This window comes from Candidatus Eisenbacteria bacterium (assembly GCA_005893275.1).
Taxonomy (GTDB): domain Bacteria; phylum Eisenbacteria; class RBG-16-71-46; order SZUA-252; family SZUA-252; genus WS-7.
In genome coordinates, this window is sequence record VBOW01000014.1 from 63,607 (window position 1) to 80,054 (window position 16,448).

A 16,448-nucleotide genomic window follows, 5' to 3' on the forward strand; every position below is an offset into this window, starting at 1 on the left:
GAACTTGGTTCAACGCTCGCGCGTCACCGCGTACCGGACGGCGGATTGTAGGGCTTCGCGGATCTCGAGGTCGGGAACCAAGTCGAGCTCCCGCTCGGCGCGGTCCGCCAGCTCCGCGCTCCGCTTCTGGCTGTACGCGACGCCACCGTGAGCCGTGACGAACCGCACCACGTCCGACCAGTGGCCGTTCCGGAAATCGCGCGAACGAATCAGATCCTCCATGTCACGCCTCTCCCGCTCGGGCGCTTCTCGCAGCGCATTGATCAAGGGGAGCGTGATCTTTCCGCCGTCCAAGTCGTTCCCCATCGCCTTTCCGATCACGTTCTCGGCACCCAGGTAGTCAAAGACATCGTCCGTGATCTGGAACGCGAGGCCCACCGCTCGGCCGAAACGGTTGAACGCGGCGCGGCGCTTCTTGTCGGCGCCTCCCGCGCCCGCCCCCAGCTCGCAGCCGGCCGACATGAGGCAGGCGGTCTTTTCGTCGATGACCCTCATGTATTCGGTCTCGGTCAAATCGAGCCGGTTTTTCTGTTCGATCTGCCGCAGCTCTCCCTGGCTCATCCGATGAGTCGCCTCGGCCAGGAGATCCATCGCGTCGTACATTTTCCGATTCACGAGGATCGAGAACGCCTTGGAATAGAGATAGTCCCCCATCAGGATGGCCGTGTCGTTGTTGAACGCCGTGTTGACGGTGGGAAGGCCGCGGCGGAGCAGGCTCTTGTCCACGCTGTCGTCGTGAATCAGGGTGGCCGTGTGGATCAGCTCGACGACCACGGCTCCGAAGACCGCTTCGTCGGTGACCCGACCGAAACCCTTGGCGGCAAGGAGAACAAGCGTGGGGCGGAAGCGTTTTCCGTAGGCGCGATGGAGGTGGGCGCCGACCGCGCCGACCAGCCCGACATCGCAGAGAAAGGCCTGGTCGAGCTCGGTCTGAAACCGCTCGAACGGCTCCGCGATTGGGCTCCGGATAGCCTCCAGCGTCGGTGCTTCCGCCGGAAGCACTTCTGGCGCTTGTCTGCGAGCGGTCAATGGACTCCCTAGCGCATGGTTTCTATGTGGACGGGCCGTCAGCCTAGGTCCGGGATTCCCGGGTGTCAATCGAAAACCCGGCTCGGATCCGCTCCAAAAGGCGTTCCCGCGTGTTGAGCTGGGGGTTTTCCAAGACCTCCTCGAGAAGTTGATTCAAGATCCCGCCTACCCTGGGAGACGGCGGTAGATGGAGGATCGTCATGACGTCGTTCCCGTCCACGGCCAAGTCCTGAACCGAAAGGGCCTCTTCAGCCTCGAGAATCGCGTCGACGCGTGCCCGAAGCTCCTCGAGATAATGAGGAAATCCGGTCTTGAGGCCGTTTCCGATGTTGTCCGCGATTCTGAGATCGAAGAGGTCCGCGATGTGCTCCACGCCGACGCCCCGGATGAATCGCCGGACCGCGGCGTCCGTCCATTCGCGACGGTAGTCGAACATGTGGTGCCGTACGAGGTGAACCACCGTCTCCGTCATCTCACGACCGAAACGGAGCCTGGCCATCGCCTCTTCCGCCATCGCCGCGCCCACGAACTGGTGGTTGTAGAAGGTCGCCTCGCCGCCGTCGCGCTCTTCGCGGGTTCGAGGCTTCCCCACGTCGTGGAACACCGCCGCGAGCCGCACGGCGGGTTTCGCGGCCGGGGCGGCGTCACAGGTATAGATCGTGTGGAAGTAGACGTCGTACGCGTGGTACCGGTTTTGCGGCACCGCCACGCACGCTTCGAGCTCCTGCAGCCACACGCCGAGAAGCCCCGCCTGCCGCAGCACCTCGAACCCGCGCGAAGGCTCGCGGGCGCGCAGCATTTTCATGAGCTCATCCTGCACGCGCTCGGCGGCGACCCTGCCCACCTCGGTGCGCGTTTCCCGGAGCGCGCGTGTCGTGCGCTCCTCGAGCTGAAATTCCAGCGTCGCGGCGAAGCGGGCGGCGCGGATCGGGCGCAAGCCGTCCTCGCGAAAACGCTCCAGCGGTTCACCGACGGCCCGCAGGATTCCCTGATCCAAGTCGGCAAGACCGCCCGTGGGATCGACGATCCGGCCGGCCAGCGGATCCCAGGCGATCGCGTTGACGGTGAAGTCGCGGCGCTTCAGGTCTTCTTCCAGCTCGCGGACGAACGTCACCTTCTCTGGGTGGCGGGCGTCCGTGTACTCCGACTCGATCCGAAAGGTCGTGACCTCGCAGTGCCCCGCCCTCGTCGGGATCGTGAGCGTTCCGAAGCGGGCGCCGGTCGCGATCGCGTCCGGGTAAAGCCCAAGCACCTGATCCGGGGTCGCGCTCGTGCCGACGTCCCAGTCTTGGAGCGGCACGCCGCGCAAGAGCTCCCGCACCGCGCCGCCGACGAGATAGGCACGATGCCCCGCATCGCCGAGCCGGCGCAGGATCTCGAGGATGGGCGCCGGCACCTGGGAGGGATCCAAACGGACAGGGGTCATCGAAGGCGATGGTATCAGAGCGGTGCCAGACCCCGGACGATCATTCCGGGCGTTGATCAGAAGCGGCCGCGCCCGTAGCATGCGGGGCATGGACGAGCGAACCACGAAGGGGATCCCGCGCGCGGGCGTCGGGTTGGCGCTCGTGATTCCGTTCCTCCTCCTCGCGGCCGCGACCGGGCTCCGGGGTGCCGCGGAGGCCGATCCCCTTTTCCTCTCCGCGGCCGACCAGGGCTCCTGGCTTGCGGCGGACAAGGGGCTCCACTTCGCCGGCTCCCTCGCGATCGCCGCCTCCCTGCGCGTCGAAGGGCGGGCACGCGGAACGGCGCTCGCCGCCACGTTCGGCGTCGGGCTCCTCAAGGAGGCCTACGACGCGACGGTCAAGCCGCGCCGGCTCCGGCGCGGCGCGAGCTGGAAGGATCTCGTCGCGGACCTGGCGGGGGCGGCCGCGGGGGTCGCCGTGCTGAGCGCGATCGATCGTTGAGGGAGAGAGCAAGGAATCGGGAGTCAGGGAATCGATGTTTGCGTTCGCGGGCCGAAGTACCTCGTCATGGCCCGCGCAGTCGGGCCATATCGGGGCCAACGCCGAAGCACTTCACTCCATACCGCCCGGGCGGAATCCGGCTCCCCTGTGTTTTTGAACGCCAGACCTAGGTTGTGGAGGTAATCCGGCCTACTTCCATCGATCTTCACCGCCTCTCTGAACTCGTGGGGAGGGCCTCCCGGTAGCGTCCGAGGGCCGAGTAGGAGATACCCAGGTTCGTCCTGGTCCCCGCTCGGTTCGGACTCCGCCGCAGGGCCTCGGTGAGAAGGGGGACCGCCTCGGCATAGCGACCCATGCCAACAAGTGTCGCCCCTCCCATGGCCCAATATCGCGGATTCGCCGGCTCCGTCCGGAGCAAGAGATCGACGTAGGCCATGGCGCTACCATAATCCCCACGATGACGGTAATAGTGGGCGAGCAACTCGTAGGCGTACCACCGGGCGAAGTCTGTAATTCTGGCATGGGGACCGACCAGGGTTTCGTACCTTCTCGTCCCTGCCCTATCACTTGCGTTCACGAGCACAAAGGCTAGGAGCGATCCGAGGCTGATGCCCAGGACGCTCACCCGGATCAGCTTCCCACCCGAAGCGCAGAGCGACCGACCGGCCCAAATCCCGAAAACCCCCAAGGGTAGGATCAGCAGGGAGGTCAGGTCCCAATCCTGAGCGGCTGCGACAGGAAGAACGAGGGCCAGGGCGCCCAAGAGACCGGCGCCGCTGGCGATGCCCAGGAAGGCGCCGGGTGAACTGGCTTCCGGGACCCGCCCTCGGCGCTGCACGATGCCCGCCAAGAGTAGGAGTAGCGGTACAGGTACAACGAGGAGCATAACGTTCGCGAGATCGATCGCGTGACCAAGCGACACGATTTCGTAGGGCCTCATTGTGCTAGTTGCTACCGGGCCGACCCGCGCGGCGCCCGTGGCGAGCTCGAAGGTATGAAGCCACTGCGCCGGTCCGCTTCCGAGTAAGACTAAGAGCGTGGCAGGGAGCGCTACGGCCAGCCCGATCAGGGCCGCTCGACGAACCTGAGACACCGGTCCACGGAGAATGAGAAATAGGAGCGACGGCGCGAGGTACAGCGTGACGAGGTGGGACGCCACGGCCACGGCGAACGCAAGGACAAGGAGGAACAGCCCTCTTCCGCGTCGAGCGCACCGAAGCCCGGCGAGGAGGTACGCCAGGATCGCGACAGCGACAGGAGGGTAGCTCTCGATATAGCCGTAAAACAGCCCCGTGGCCCCCATGGTCATGAGGAGCAGGAACGCGGTGACGAATCCCCCGCCTCCGAGGGCGATTTCGCGCGCGATCCCCCAGAAAATGACAGCGGTCACAGCTCCGCACGCGATCGACACCATCGCCAGCGTGGAGGAAAGGACAGGGGCGCCGAGTTGTCGCAGAGCTCCGGATGCCGTCTGCCAGATGGCCTGGGCGAGCGGCTCCGTTGGCGCGGAAAGATCCCCCTCCCTGAGCCCGTAGAGCCAGATCATTCCGTCGCCTAGAAAATGGGTGCGTGTGCGCAGCAACCAGAGTATCGCGGCGTACCCGGCAAGGAGCGCGAACCTAGGTCCAGCGGTAATTCTCAGGATTTCATGGAGCGGGTGATCCCCCGGAGGAACTTGCCGAGCCGGCGGCTTGAAGGCGACCACTGCTGAAGCGGCGACCCCAACGCCGAGGAGTGTGAAGACCAGGAGCTTCCCGGGCAGAGCAAGAAAACCCGCGAGGTGAATCCCCCACGCGCCCGGACCAGGGGATCCGCTCGCCACAAAGATCGCACACACATAGAGGAGGGCCCCTGCGGCAAAGAAAAGATACCCAGCGCGATGGCTCACGGCGCGCGCATCCATAGAGTGTGCCGGCTCCGGCGATGCAGCCTCCAGGCGCGCTACAGACCGTCTTTGCCGGGGAGCGTGATCGTGAACCGCGCGCCGGAGCCGGGAATGTTGCGCGCCGCGATCTTTCCGCCGTGGTTCTGGACGATGCGATAGCACGTGGACAGGCCGAATCCATGCCCCTCCGGCTTCGTCGTGAAGGAAGGCTCGAAGAGCCTTGCCATCGCTTCGGCCGGGATGCCGGGTCCGTTGTCCTCGACCGCCAGCTCCACTTCCCCCGCGGCCGATTTCAACCGGGTCCGGATCACGATGCGGGGCAGACCCGTCTTCGCGCTCAGCATGGCGTCGGCGGCGTTGCTGAAAAGATTCATGAAGACCTGCTGAATCTGGCCTGGGTCCAGATTCATCACCGGCAAACCCTCGAACAGCTCCAAGCTGAATTCGATCCGCTCGTATTTGTTCTGCGGCGTGATGAACTCCACCGTGCGGCGGATCACGTCGTTCAGCCGCGTGGGCTGCTTGCGCACCTCCTTGTGCGAAAAATCGAGGAGCCCCTTCGTCAGCACGGTCATGGCGCTCGCCTGCTCGAATATGATCCGCGCGCTCTCCTGGGTCCGCTCCGGGCTCATCGATCCGATCCCCATGAGGAAGAATTGAGCCCGCGCGGAAATCGCAGCGAGTGAGTTGTTCAGCTCGTGCGCGACTTCGGCCGCCATTTCCCCCTTCGCCGCGAGACGCTCGGAGCTGACCAGCTCGTCCTTGGCCTTCTCCAGCTCGATGTACTTCGCGCTCGCCTCCTTGATCAGGAGCAGGGGGACGAAGAAGAAGATGAGCCCGAAAAAGCCGATCGCCATGTAGGAGACGACGACGAGCGGCGAGAGAAAGAAGAGCGCCGCCGAGGAGATGAGCGAGTTGTAGTAGATGTACTCCTCGCGCCAGGTGTGGAAGAGCTTCCTGCGCGTGCTCAAGGCGACGGCCCCCGCGACCAGGATCGTGTTCACGACGAAATAGGCGATGGACGCCGCGACCCAGGGAACGATGAGCGAGACGCTGAGGGACTCCACCGGCAGGTTTCCCTGACCCGCGAGGGGAACCCCGCCCAGGCGGGTATAGACGACGCCCGCCGCGGAGAGCGCGAGCACGTTCTGCCCGGCGTTGAAAAGCGCCTTGTACCAGATGCGGCGGGAGAAAAAGACGTTCGCGAGCAGGAAGGCGATCGCGGCGATCCAGACCGCGGGCCGGAATCCGAGGAGCACGAGCAGGCTCAGATCGACCGTGGAAGCCATGCTCTCCATGGCCTTCCCGGTGATCGTGGAAATCCAGAGACTTTCGGCGAGCAGGCTGACGAGGATCCACGCGGCGATGTGGATCAGGCCCAGCGACCAGAATTCCGGGAACGCGGAGGCGAGGACCACCGCGCCGGCGGCGATTACGGCGCCGACGTAGAGGATGAGCCCGCGACTCAGGAGGCGTCCCTCGGGACCGAGTGGAGCGGCGCGTCGGTCACGCCCCGCACCCTAACCCCCGCTCAAACGAGCGTCAACGGGATTCCCCGCGGGGAAGCAGCTCGCGGGGGTCGAGCGGCTCCGTGCGCACTCCGCGGGGGAGGCTCAGGGAGAGATCGCGCGGGTTGGCCCTGGACAAGATCGTGAGGGCGCGGAACTCGACCTCGACCGAATCCTCATCTCCCGCGGCGCTGACCCAACGAGGAAAGCCGGTCGCGGGATCGGCCGCGATCCATACGGAAACGCTCGATGCCGAATCCTCCATGGCGGAGCGGCGGACCCGGTATCCGTCCCTGAGCGCGCCCCCCGCGAGCCTGCGCTCGGACACGGCTCGAAAACCGCTGTCCAGCACCCGCTCGGGTTCCGTGATGAGCTGTCGCATGCGCGCCGGGGCGCGGTCCCACCCGGCACGATAGAGGACCTTCTCCGAAGGCCGGTACACGAGAAACGATCCCCTCTCGCGGTCCACGACGATGTCCTCGCCACCGCGCTCCTCCGATCGAAAGCGCAGGCCGCGGCCCGGAAGGAACCAGATGCGTCCGCTCGTGCGCTCGTCCGGGCCGCCGAAGGGGTCGGTCCTCCGGATGAGAACGCGCGATTGGATCTCCGGCGCTCGGAGCATGCGGGCGAGCATCCGGTCCACCGCCTCGTGCGGCGAGGACGCGGCGGGTTGGGCCGACGCACGGGGCGCGGCGGGCGCCTTGGCCGCCGCGCCGGCGGCCAGCGCCATGGCAACCGCGACCGCGGGCAGCCGGGCAAGGCCGCACCGGAAGGCGCGGGTCGGGAAGGGTGGGCTCCAGGGCTTGCGGGTCACGGTTCGACGGTCTCCTCCGAGAGGCCCAGTAGCCAGCGGACGAGCGAACGCCCGCCGGGTCGATCCAGCGCGAGGATCATCCACCCCGCCTCGGTCCGGGGCGCGTAGCGGATTCTCGAGGCGTCGGCCGGCGCGTGATCCTCGACCTCCAGACGAACCACGCTGCCAGAGAACGACCACTCGATCCACCTTGGAATGCGCCCCGCCTGAAAGCGCCGGGCGGGTCCGTAGCGGACCGAAATCAGATCGTCCCGGTCGCGCGCGCGCCGCAGCGTGAGCCTCGAGGGATCCGCGCCGGGCCCGATCTCGAGCGTGAACCGGCACTCCTCCCCGAGGCGGCCGCGCCCCCCGGAGCGATCGAGCCCGAGGCTCCCGCGAAGCGTCCAGCCCTTCCCCGACTCCTGGAGCTCCGCGTGCTCGAGCGCCTCCCGCACCCAATCGGGGCTCATGTCCCACGGGGTGGCGATGAAGCGTAGCAGGCGAGCCTCGATCCCTTCCTCTCCGCGGAGCGAGCCCGCGACGCCGGTTCCGTAGCGCCGGACGATGATGTAGAGCGAGTCCCCCTGGAGCGAAGCGTCGAGCGCGCGCGAAGGCCCCACGTATCCGACCACCGCCAGGCTCTCCGCGTTCTCGGCCCAGCGGACGCGCGCCCTGCCGCGTCCCCGTTCGGCCCGGCGGACCGAAATCGCGCCCACGCCGCGGGTCGGACCATGAGCCGCCGCATAGGCCGCGAGGAGCCGGTCGCGCGCCGAAGCCCCCGAGCTCGGCTTGGCGAGCCGCGCGCAGCCCGCGAGGAGCAACGCGGCGGCGAGCGCCACGAGAGACGCGGACCGCGATGCGGCTTGCGCTCCGCGGGCAAAGCGGGCACGCTGCGCGCCGTGTCGCAGGAAGCGCTCGAGGAACTGGTGGTGTGGCGCCCCGGCAAGGGGCATCTTCCGGAGACGGCGTGGTTCGGGATCCCGACGCGCCGCGGCGGCGTGAGCATCGGCCCATACGCTTCGCTCAATTTCGGGCTCGAAGTGGGAGACGAGCGCGAGGCGGTGCTCCGGAACCGGGCGATCGCATTCGGGGCGCTCGGGATTCCCGGCCCGGGGCCCCTGCGGCTGCACCAGGTCCACGGGACCCGGATCGTCGAGCCGGACGACGCGCCGTGCGAAGCGGACGGATTCATCGTCCGCGCCGGGGACCCCTGGGTCGCGGTGTCGGCCGCGGACTGCGCCCCGGTGGCGCTGGTCGCGCGGAGCGGCGCCCGGGGCGCCCTTCTTCACTCGGGGTGGCGTGGTACCCGCGGCCGGATCGCGGCCCGCGCGGTCCGTCTCCTCGCGGCGCGAGGCGTTCCCGTCGGGGAGATCCTCGCTTCGATCGGCCCGTGCATCCATGCCTGCTGCTATCCCATCGGGCCGGAGATCGCGCGCGATTTTCCGGGTCAGGTCCTGAAACCGCACGCGGCGGGCACCGCGCTCGACCTTCCGCTCGCGATCTCCCTCGCGCTTCGGGCGGAGGGGGTTCGCGAGGACGCGATCCTCGTGGCGCAAGAGTGCACCTCGTGCGAGGCCGGAAGCTTCTACTCCCATCGGCGGGACCGCGGCGTCACGGGCCGCCACTGGGCGCTCTTTCACCTCGCGACTGCCGAATAGACGTTCCCTCGTCCACCCCGGCCGGCGCGCGGGCGCGCCCCAGGATGCTGCGCTCCGAGCGGAAGAACGCCTTCCTTCCCAGAAACCCCAAGAACAGGCCGAGAATCGCTCCCCCCAGGACGTCGCTCGGGTAGTGGTCCCCGACGTAGATCCGCGACAGGGACACCACCGAGGCGAGGGCGTACGCAGGGATCGCCGCCTGCGGAATCGCCGCGGCCGCGACGGGCGCCGCCGCGAAGAAGTTGCTCGCGTGGCTCGAGGGGAACGACCAGGAGGTCCGCACCCCGAACAAAGGCTTGGCGTCGTGGAGCGACACCGACGGGCGCGCCCTGCGGAAGACCGGCTTCAGCACGTGGCTGCTCAGCTGGTCGGAGGCGGCGATCGTGAGCGAGAGCACGACCACGGCGATCGCGCCGCGGCGTCCCCGGAGCAGGAACACCAACGCGAAGAGCGCGAGGAGGGGAACCTTCCAGCGCCCGGGGTCGGTGAGCGCCATCATGACGGGATCCAGCCATCGATGATGCATCCCGTGGTGGATCGCCCGGAAGAGCGCGGCGTCCCAGTCGGCCAGCATTCCTGCAGCGACTAGAAGTCCGCGCCGAGGGTCACGAAGTGGTGCGACTCGCGGGCCGGACGCTGGAAATTCGTCGCGCGGCCGAAGTCGTATCGGAGGATGAAATAGCCCAGGTTCACGCGGGCGCCTGCGCCGAAGGCGAAGAGCAGATCGTCGGAATGGAACCCTCCCTCGTGCGTGAAGAAGCGCGGGGTCTGCCCCTTCTGCCACGCGCTGGCCGCGTCCAGGAAGATCACGCCGTTGATTCCGCCCAGCGTGATCCGCCCGGGCCAGCCGAAGCGGAGCTGCTCGATGAGCGGGAAGCGGAACTCGAGGTTCCCCAGGAGCGCGTTCGATCCCCTGAGGTCGCCGTAATCGACGCCGCGGAAGGTGAACGCTCCGCCGAATCGGAAGAGCCTCGGGTCGCGCCCGAAGCTCGATCCCGCGATGAGCCGCTGCGCGAACGCGTAGCTGTGGTGGAGGTTCGTGTAGCGCCGCCAGTCCATCATGGCCGTCGTATAGGAAACGTCCCCGAACGCGTGCTCCACGGTGTAGCTCGAGCGGCCGCCGTTGATCGGCCCCGTGGATCCGTAGAGGGCGTTGTCGGCGACCAAGGCCGCGTTCGGCGCGACGTAGAGATAGGTCTTGTCCTTCGCCTGCTGCGAGACGGTGCCCAGATCGTAGTTATAGAGAAGGACGCCTTTGTCGAGCGCCGCGGCCTCGACCCCGTATTCGACGCGCCGGAACCGGGTGAACGGCCACGAGAGGAGGAAGGCCCCGCCGCGGTAGACCTGGCTTTCGACCTGATCGCTGCTTGGGGAGGAAAAAAGCAGGAGATCGGTCCGGTACTGGAACGCGGCGACCGTATAGTTCGTTCGATGGGCGAGGTTCGAGTACGCCAGGTAGATGTCGGAATTCGCGAGATCGCCGAAGAGATTGAGCGCCGCGAGAATGTTGTGGTTTCCGAGCACGTCGCTGAAGGACATGACTGTCGATCCTGCGAAGCCGATGTTCGACGCGAAGAAGGCTCCCCCGGAAACGTAGTCGCGGGAGAACTTCGGCCGATAGGGAGCGTGCCGGAACGTGGTGCTGTCCACGAGCGGCTCCCGATAAGCCTGGCGCACATAGAGGGCGAGGGTCGTGTCCTGGACAGACGCGCGCGTCGTGTCCGCGGCAGCGCCCGCCGCTTCCGGGGCAGTCACCTCCGGGGAGGGCCGGTCCGGCGCGGGAAGCGGATCCTGCGCGCCCCGGATGGGATCGGACACCCCCTCGGACGTTCCAGCCTGGGCCAGAAGAGGCGCCTCGGAAAAGTGCGCGGCCACGACAGGGGGCGATACGAGGAATTTCGGCACGTCGCGGATCGAGTAGATGTCCCAGCCGCCGCGCGCGAACGCCGAGAAGAGGAGGCGCTTCCCGTCGCGCGAGAGCGAGACGCACGGGCTCTCCGGAACGATGCCGGAGACCCCGGACAACAGGTTGGAGAGGCGGACGGCCTCACCGGTCGCCAGGTCCATGCGGAAGATGTTCGGAACCCCGAAACGATCGGAGACGAACACGATCGACGAGCCGCCCGGCCCCCATTGCGGCGAGATGTTCGACCCGTGCTGGTTGGGGAGCACGGTCACCTTGCCGCTCCCGACCTCGAAAATCGCGATCCGGAGCTTCCCGAAGATGAGCCTCTTCACGTCGGTGTCGGGGCCCTGGTCGGTCGCGAACACGATCCGGGTCCCGTCCGGAGACCAGGACGGATCACGAATGGCGTACTTTCCCCCGAGCACCTCGCGCAGATTCTTGCCGTCGACGTCGCTGATATAGAGCTTGGAGTGGCCCTCCTTCAGGCCGACGAAGGCGAGCCGCCGCCCGTCCGGAGACCAGGTCGGTGAGTAGATCGCGTCGAGCCCGAACTTCAGCTTCTCCTTTACCTTTCCCGACGGAATCTCGATCAAATAGATCGCGTCCTGCCCGCCGATCTTGGCCGGCACCGCGATCTGGCTCTCATCGGGGGCCCAGGCGATCGAAGTGTTGAAGAAGCGAAGCGTCTCGAAGCTCCCGGTCCGCTCTCCCTCGACGAGCTTCTTGAACACCCTGCCGTCGAGCGCGGATGCGAGATAGAGGTCGTTGTACATGCTGCGGTCGGAGATGAAAACCATCTGCGTACCGGTGGGAGAGACCGAGGGCGCGACGTTGAAGTTGGACAGGTCCCGCTCGGCATCCGTCAGCTTCGTGGCGATCCGGTCGGCCTTGTCGTAATCGGCAATCTGGGGCAGGTATTCCTTGCGGACCGACTCGGTCCACTTCTTGGACAGCACGTCGACGGAGAGCCCGGTCGAGGACTCGAGCGCTTTGTCCAGGCTCCCCAGGCGCCGGGTCCTCTTGAGAATTTCACCGATCTTCTGGATGCCGTAGGTATCGGCGATGAACTCGAAGATCGACTGCCCAAAACGGTAGACCCGGATGTCCCCCACGTATTCCAGCGTGCGGATCTGGGTCAGGTAGCCCTCGAGCGAGGCATCGCGGAGCCACATCTTGGTGTTGGTGTCGATCTCCGCGATCGACAGGTACTCTGCCATCCCTTCCATGAACCACAGGGGCGGCGAGGATGCGAAGGGATTCCCGACGAGGCCCTGGCGGTCCCCGAACAGAATATCAACCTGGAACGCGTGAACCAGCTCGTGGGTCAGAACGTGGTCCAGCTCCCCGTAGGAGCCGGTGAACGGAAGAAACACCCGGCGCTTGAGGAACTCGGTGACCCCACCCGTGCCGACCCCGATCAGCTCGGGGGTGATGTTGGTCTGCTCGAAGTCCGTGTGCGAGGCGTAGAGGACGAGCGGAACCTTGGCCTTGATTTGGTGATCGAGCACGCGGCTGAGCCTCTTGTAGGCCCGCTCGGCCATGACCGCCGCGTCCTGGACCGCTTCCTCTTCACCCCGATAGTAATAGACGTCGAAGTGCTCGGTCTTGAGCACCGACCAGTGGAAGTCCTTGTAGTGGACCTTGTTTTGGCCGAAGTACTGCGCGGCGGAGGGAGCGGGCGCGGCAACCCCCCCCAGCCCGAGGAGCAGCGTGACCGCGAGCCGCGCGCGGCGTCGTGACACGCTCGAGTCCTCCGGCCGACTGCTCCTATTCATGTTGCCGTCCCTTCCTGAGTTCCGGCGAGCGCGGCCGCCCTCGCGGCATCCAGCGCCGCCCCCGAGACGTGCGCCGGGATCGCTCCCTGGGCCGACTCTGGCCGGCCGCCCCCCTTTCCGCCGTACTCGCGGCAAAGCCGCCCCAGAAGATCGCCCACCGACATTGTACCCGCTGGCGCCGAAAAGTGCGCCCTCGGCGTCTCGCCTCCCGCCAGGAGCAACGCGATGGCCCCCCGACCCGCGATGAGCGAGGCCAGGGTCCCGATCTCGCCGGAGTCCCGGTCGGGAAAATGCCGCGCCACAACCGGACCGCGAGGGCCCTTCGGTGCCGCCTCGATCAGCGCCGCGGCTTCGCGCGTGAGCTCGGACAGGAGCAGCGGCTTGAGCCTCCGGTCGAGGCGCTCGCGCTCCGCTTTGAGCCGCGCCACGGCGCTCGGGAGGTCGCCCTCCCCCGCCGTGAAGGCGAGCGACAGCTCGCGCAGGAGCCGCGCCCGCTCCCTCTGGCGCCGGAGCGCCCGCCCGCCGCAGACGAACGCCACGCGGGTCCCCCCTTTGTATTTTTCCGCCGAGAGAACGACCACCATGCCGACCTGGCCGGCCCGGCCCACGTGGGTGCCGCCGCACGCGGACCAGTCGAACCCACGCACCTCCACGACACGCACGAGTCCTTCCACCGCGGGGAGCTTGCGGAGCGGAAACCGACCGACATCCTCGCGCGGGACCCGGTGGACCAGGATCTCACGATCTTCCCACACCACCTCGTTCGCCCGGTCCTCCACGTTGCGAAGGATGTCCGCGTCGGGCCCCGGATGGGCGACGTCGATCGAAACCTCTTCCGCTCCGAGATGGAATGAGCGCGTCTCGGCCCCGGCGACGGCGAGGAACGCTTGGGAAAGGATGTGCTGGCCGGTGTGCTGTTGCATGTGGTCGAATCGCCGCGCCCAGTCGAGCGAGCCTTGTACGCGGGTGCCGGTCGCCACCGATCCCTCCACGCGGTGCCACACGCGCCCGTCTTCCTCGGATACGTCGACGACCGGGATCGCGTCGATCAGGCCGCGGTCCGCGGGCTGCCCCCCTCCCGCGGCATAGAACGCGGTTTGATCCAGCTCGATCCAGGTCGCGCCGTCCCGCTCGACCGAATGGAGCACGGTGCCTTCGAAATCGCGAATGGTGGAGTCTTCGTCGTAGAGAAGCCGGGTCAAATACGGAACCTCGGGATTGTGCCGAGCCGGGCGGGATCACGGGGATCATACCCTGGCCGGCTCCCCGGTCGCAACCGGGAGCGCGCGGAGTGCGGTCTTTGATGCGAGGGAGTTAGCGCGTCAGCGCGACGTTCCGCTGCTCGATCAGGTCGGCGATCGATTCGGTGAGGCCGCGAAGCTCGGCGAGGTTCATCTCGAACTGCTCATCGTGCTTGTAGGCCTTTTCGAGCTCGTGAACGAGCCGATGCAGCCGGTCGATATGCTCCACGATGTCACGGTCGATGCCGGCGACCGGGTCCACGACGCCGTCGGTATACGCGCGCTGCCCGGGCTCGATCACGATCGCGCCGGCGAGAAACTCCAGCTTGCGGGCGCTTCCATCCAATTCCTCGAGAAAGTCGGAGAAGTCCTCACGAAACTGCCGGCTCTCGATCCGTTCCAGCCTGTGCGCCTCCGCGTTCAGGTGCTCCGCCACGCTTGCCCGGAACCGCCTGTCATCTTCGCGACGCTGGGAGGGCTCCAGATATCCGCGATACCCCGGAACGTGACGTGCGACGTTCTCGACCCCATCCAACGTTGCGACCTTCGCCTGGCGCGTGCGTGGCATCCGGTCTCTCCTCCTCACGATTGCAGACTGCAATCTCCGACAACCCAATCTCGATCGCGTACGCTGCCGGCGGCAACTTTCCCGCCACCCGCCCGAACCGTTCCGCGAGCGGCCGTATCTGCTTCCCACGGTCGCGGATCCCGCCACAGGGTCCGGGCGATCCGAGCCTTAGACCCGCGGCCCGGCATGGGGATTCCGCAACTCCCATGCCACGGGGCGGGAGCGCCCTCTAGGGAACGGCGACCCGCACGGCGTACGGAGTTTGGAGGGGGATAGACGACCGTAGGATGGCGCCCGACCGGTCGATGCAAAGAACGCGGTCCGAGCGGAGATCGGCGACCCAGCACGATCCGTCGACGGGATCGATCTCGAGACCGTAGGGCTCGACCCCGCTCACGGCAGCGAGCGTCGCGCCCGCGCGCGCGAGGCGGCTCACCCGGCCTGATCCGAAGCCGGGAGGGCCCCGCTCGCTCAACCAGAGATCCCCGCTCGATGCATCGACCGCGAGATCGGCGACGTTCGAGAGATTCGTGCGCACGAGGGTCGAGGAGCTGTCGGCCGGGTTGAGATAGAAGAGACTTCCCACGTCGCTCTGACGCGTCGCGACCCACGCGCCCCCCGTCGATTCGTCGAGCGCGATCGCGCGGATCGAACCGGCGCCCAACCCCCACGCGTGCGTGAGGACGATATCCTGGGCGCGAAACCGGTAGACAACACCCTCCTCGTTCCCTACCCAGACGGAGGGATCGAGGGTGCCCGCCTCGACAACCCGCGGGTTCCCGACGGCGTCGATCGAGCGCAGGGGCGTGGCGTCGTTGATGTTGGGACCGAAGGAGACCACGCGTTGCTCCGAGAGAGACACGACCCAACCGATGCCCCGACTTTCCGAAACGGACAGGTCCCCGGGGGCCCCAATCGAAAGGACCGCGCCGATGGTGGCGCCGTCCTCCGACTTCCGTAGCACGAGCCCGGCGGCCTCGGCCGCGAGCCAGATCACTTCCCGTGTCCGGTCGAGCTCCAGATCGACGTAACTCTCGTCGCCGGGGCGCTCGAAGAGCAGGTCCCGCCCATCGGGCGCAAGCCGCGAGAATGCCGGGCCGCCGGCCTCGAGCACGAACACGCGCCTCACGCCGGGCGTGGCCGTGTCCGGGGGGCTGACCACGCTGTCTCCGGTCGCCAGGTGGGCGATCAGGCGATACACATACGTCGAGTCGTTCACCACGGAGCTGTCTTCCCCCGCGCTCGCGGCGGGGTTGTAATCGGCGAAGCCCAGCGGCCGGGGCGCTTCCCCGGGCTTCCAGCGTTGCACGCGATAGCCGGAGACTCCCTGGACCGCCAGCGCCGTCCATCGAAGCTCCACGACACCGTCGGCGGCGATGGCGTTGAACCCCGTGAGCGCGCCCTGCGTCGCCGTGTTCTTGGGATCGAGCGGGTTGAGCCGCTCGCGGGTCGTGCAGCCGGAGACGAGAAGGGTGACCGTCAGGAAGAGTCTCATGCCCGGTCTCACCGCGTCGAGCCGCTCACGAGGAGGAAGAGGCCCCCGGTGAAAAACACCTGCCCCACCCCGAGCGCGACGAGCGAGAGGTGGTCGTAGCGCACCGCGCGGTCGAAGTAGCTATCCAGCAGGCGGCGATCCGAGGACTGCAAGTATCGCTCGTACCACTGGTCCCCTTCGCGGCGCAGGAGCGCGGCTGCGCCCGTCAGCCCTGCGCCCACACCCACGAGGCTCCACTGGAGCCAAGGGCGCCGGTAAACCGGCGGCCGTCGAGCCGGAGCGGCGAGGGTCTGGGCCACCCGTCGTAAGGAAACGCTCGCCGACCCGGACGCCCGCCCGAGATCCAGGAGGGAATCTCCCGAGACCGTCGTATCCGCGTGATCCGGCGCGCGAAAACGGAATCGATTCCCCTCCAGCAGCGCCGGTCCGATTCCGAGCGGCGTCTCGCCGAGGAGCGAGTCTCCCCCGGCCGCGAAACGGAATACCTGTGCGGGCTCGGGCGCGCTCCGCAGCATGACGCGGGGTCTCAAATCCAGGAACACGCGCGCTGTGACGCCGGGGCGAATCGTCGCCTGCGCCGCGTCGGAGGCATTGTCGAAGTGACGCGGATCGTCGGGAAGCGCGCGGACGCGGACGGTCTTCGCCGGGAGCCAGATCGGTCCCAAGGGGGAGCGCCCGGCCTC

General features: G+C 67.4%; 14 protein-coding genes. 2 read left to right on the top strand and 12 right to left on the bottom strand.

The window, feature by feature from the left end:
* Positions 1–9 precede the first annotated feature (9 nt).
* Together E6K76_01840 and E6K76_01845 are read right to left on the bottom strand one after the other, a co-directional pair.
* On the bottom strand, positions 10–1,182 hold the full coding sequence (locus tag E6K76_01840; GenBank protein TMQ60402.1) for a polyprenyl synthetase family protein: 1,173 nt from the start codon (positions 1,180–1,182) through the stop codon (positions 10–12).
* On the bottom strand, positions 1,073–2,560 hold the full coding sequence (locus E6K76_01845; GenBank protein ID TMQ60403.1) for a CCA tRNA nucleotidyltransferase: 1,488 nt from the start codon (positions 2,558–2,560) through the stop codon (positions 1,073–1,075). The genes E6K76_01840 and E6K76_01845 overlap by 110 nt, the downstream gene beginning before the upstream one ends.
* Here E6K76_01845 and E6K76_01850 point away from each other — a divergent pair.
* The gene (locus E6K76_01850) at positions 2,544–2,936 is read left to right on the top strand and encodes a hypothetical protein (GenBank protein TMQ60404.1); all 393 of its coding nucleotides are present in this window, start codon (positions 2,544–2,546) and stop codon (positions 2,934–2,936) included. The genes E6K76_01845 and E6K76_01850 overlap by 17 nt on opposite strands.
* A 205-nt stretch (positions 2,937–3,141) precedes the next feature.
* Here the strand turns inward: E6K76_01850 and E6K76_01855 are convergent, their stop codons facing one another.
* The 4 genes from E6K76_01855 to E6K76_01870 all read right to left on the bottom strand — a co-directional run bounded on the left by E6K76_01855 (position 3,142) and on the right by E6K76_01870 (position 7,838).
* Positions 3,142–4,839, bottom strand: a complete 1,698-nt coding sequence (locus E6K76_01855; protein ID TMQ60405.1) for a tetratricopeptide repeat protein — start codon at positions 4,837–4,839, stop codon at positions 3,142–3,144.
* A gap of 38 nt (positions 4,840–4,877) precedes the next feature.
* Positions 4,878–6,239 (bottom strand): hypothetical protein, encoded by a 1,362-nt coding sequence (locus E6K76_01860; GenBank protein ID TMQ60406.1) that lies wholly within the window; start codon positions 6,237–6,239, stop codon positions 4,878–4,880.
* A gap of 124 nt (positions 6,240–6,363) precedes the next feature.
* On the bottom strand, positions 6,364–7,143 hold the full coding sequence (locus E6K76_01865) for a hypothetical protein (protein TMQ60407.1): 780 nt from the start codon (positions 7,141–7,143) through the stop codon (positions 6,364–6,366).
* On the bottom strand, positions 7,140–7,838 hold the full coding sequence (locus tag E6K76_01870; GenBank protein TMQ60408.1) for a hypothetical protein: 699 nt from the start codon (positions 7,836–7,838) through the stop codon (positions 7,140–7,142). Before E6K76_01870 ends, E6K76_01865 begins: the two co-directional genes overlap by 4 nt.
* A 15-nt stretch (positions 7,839–7,853) precedes the next feature.
* Here E6K76_01870 and E6K76_01875 point away from each other — a divergent pair, with 15 nt between their 5' ends.
* Entirely contained in the window at positions 7,854–8,780 is a 927-nt protein-coding gene (locus tag E6K76_01875) for a laccase domain-containing protein (GenBank protein ID TMQ60409.1), read from the top strand.
* On the opposite strand, the gene E6K76_01880 is transcribed toward E6K76_01875, so the two are convergent.
* The 6 genes from E6K76_01880 to E6K76_01905 all read right to left on the bottom strand — a co-directional run bounded on the left by E6K76_01880 (position 8,734) and on the right by E6K76_01905 (position 16,430).
* The gene (locus tag E6K76_01880) at positions 8,734–9,354 is read right to left on the bottom strand and encodes a phosphatase PAP2 family protein (protein ID TMQ60410.1); all 621 of its coding nucleotides are present in this window, start codon (positions 9,352–9,354) and stop codon (positions 8,734–8,736) included. The two genes, E6K76_01875 and E6K76_01880, sit on opposite strands and share 47 nt — an antisense overlap.
* A gap of 11 nt (positions 9,355–9,365) precedes the next feature.
* Complete coding sequence (locus E6K76_01885) at positions 9,366–12,461, bottom strand: hypothetical protein (GenBank protein TMQ60411.1); 3,096 nt, start codon at positions 12,459–12,461, stop codon at positions 9,366–9,368.
* On the bottom strand, positions 12,458–13,663 hold the full coding sequence (locus tag E6K76_01890) for a hypothetical protein (protein ID TMQ60412.1): 1,206 nt from the start codon (positions 13,661–13,663) through the stop codon (positions 12,458–12,460). The genes E6K76_01885 and E6K76_01890 overlap by 4 nt, the downstream gene beginning before the upstream one ends.
* A 112-nt stretch (positions 13,664–13,775) precedes the next feature.
* Entirely contained in the window at positions 13,776–14,270 is a 495-nt protein-coding gene (locus E6K76_01895) for a hypothetical protein (GenBank protein ID TMQ60413.1), read from the bottom strand.
* A gap of 229 nt (positions 14,271–14,499) precedes the next feature.
* Entirely contained in the window at positions 14,500–15,765 is a 1,266-nt protein-coding gene (locus tag E6K76_01900) for a hypothetical protein (protein TMQ60414.1), read from the bottom strand.
* 8 nt (positions 15,766–15,773) lie between these two features.
* Positions 15,774–16,430: a hypothetical protein gene (locus E6K76_01905; GenBank protein TMQ60415.1), complete on the bottom strand. Its 657-nt coding sequence runs from the start codon at positions 16,428–16,430 to the stop codon at positions 15,774–15,776.
* Between the last annotated feature and the right edge of the window lie 18 nt (positions 16,431–16,448).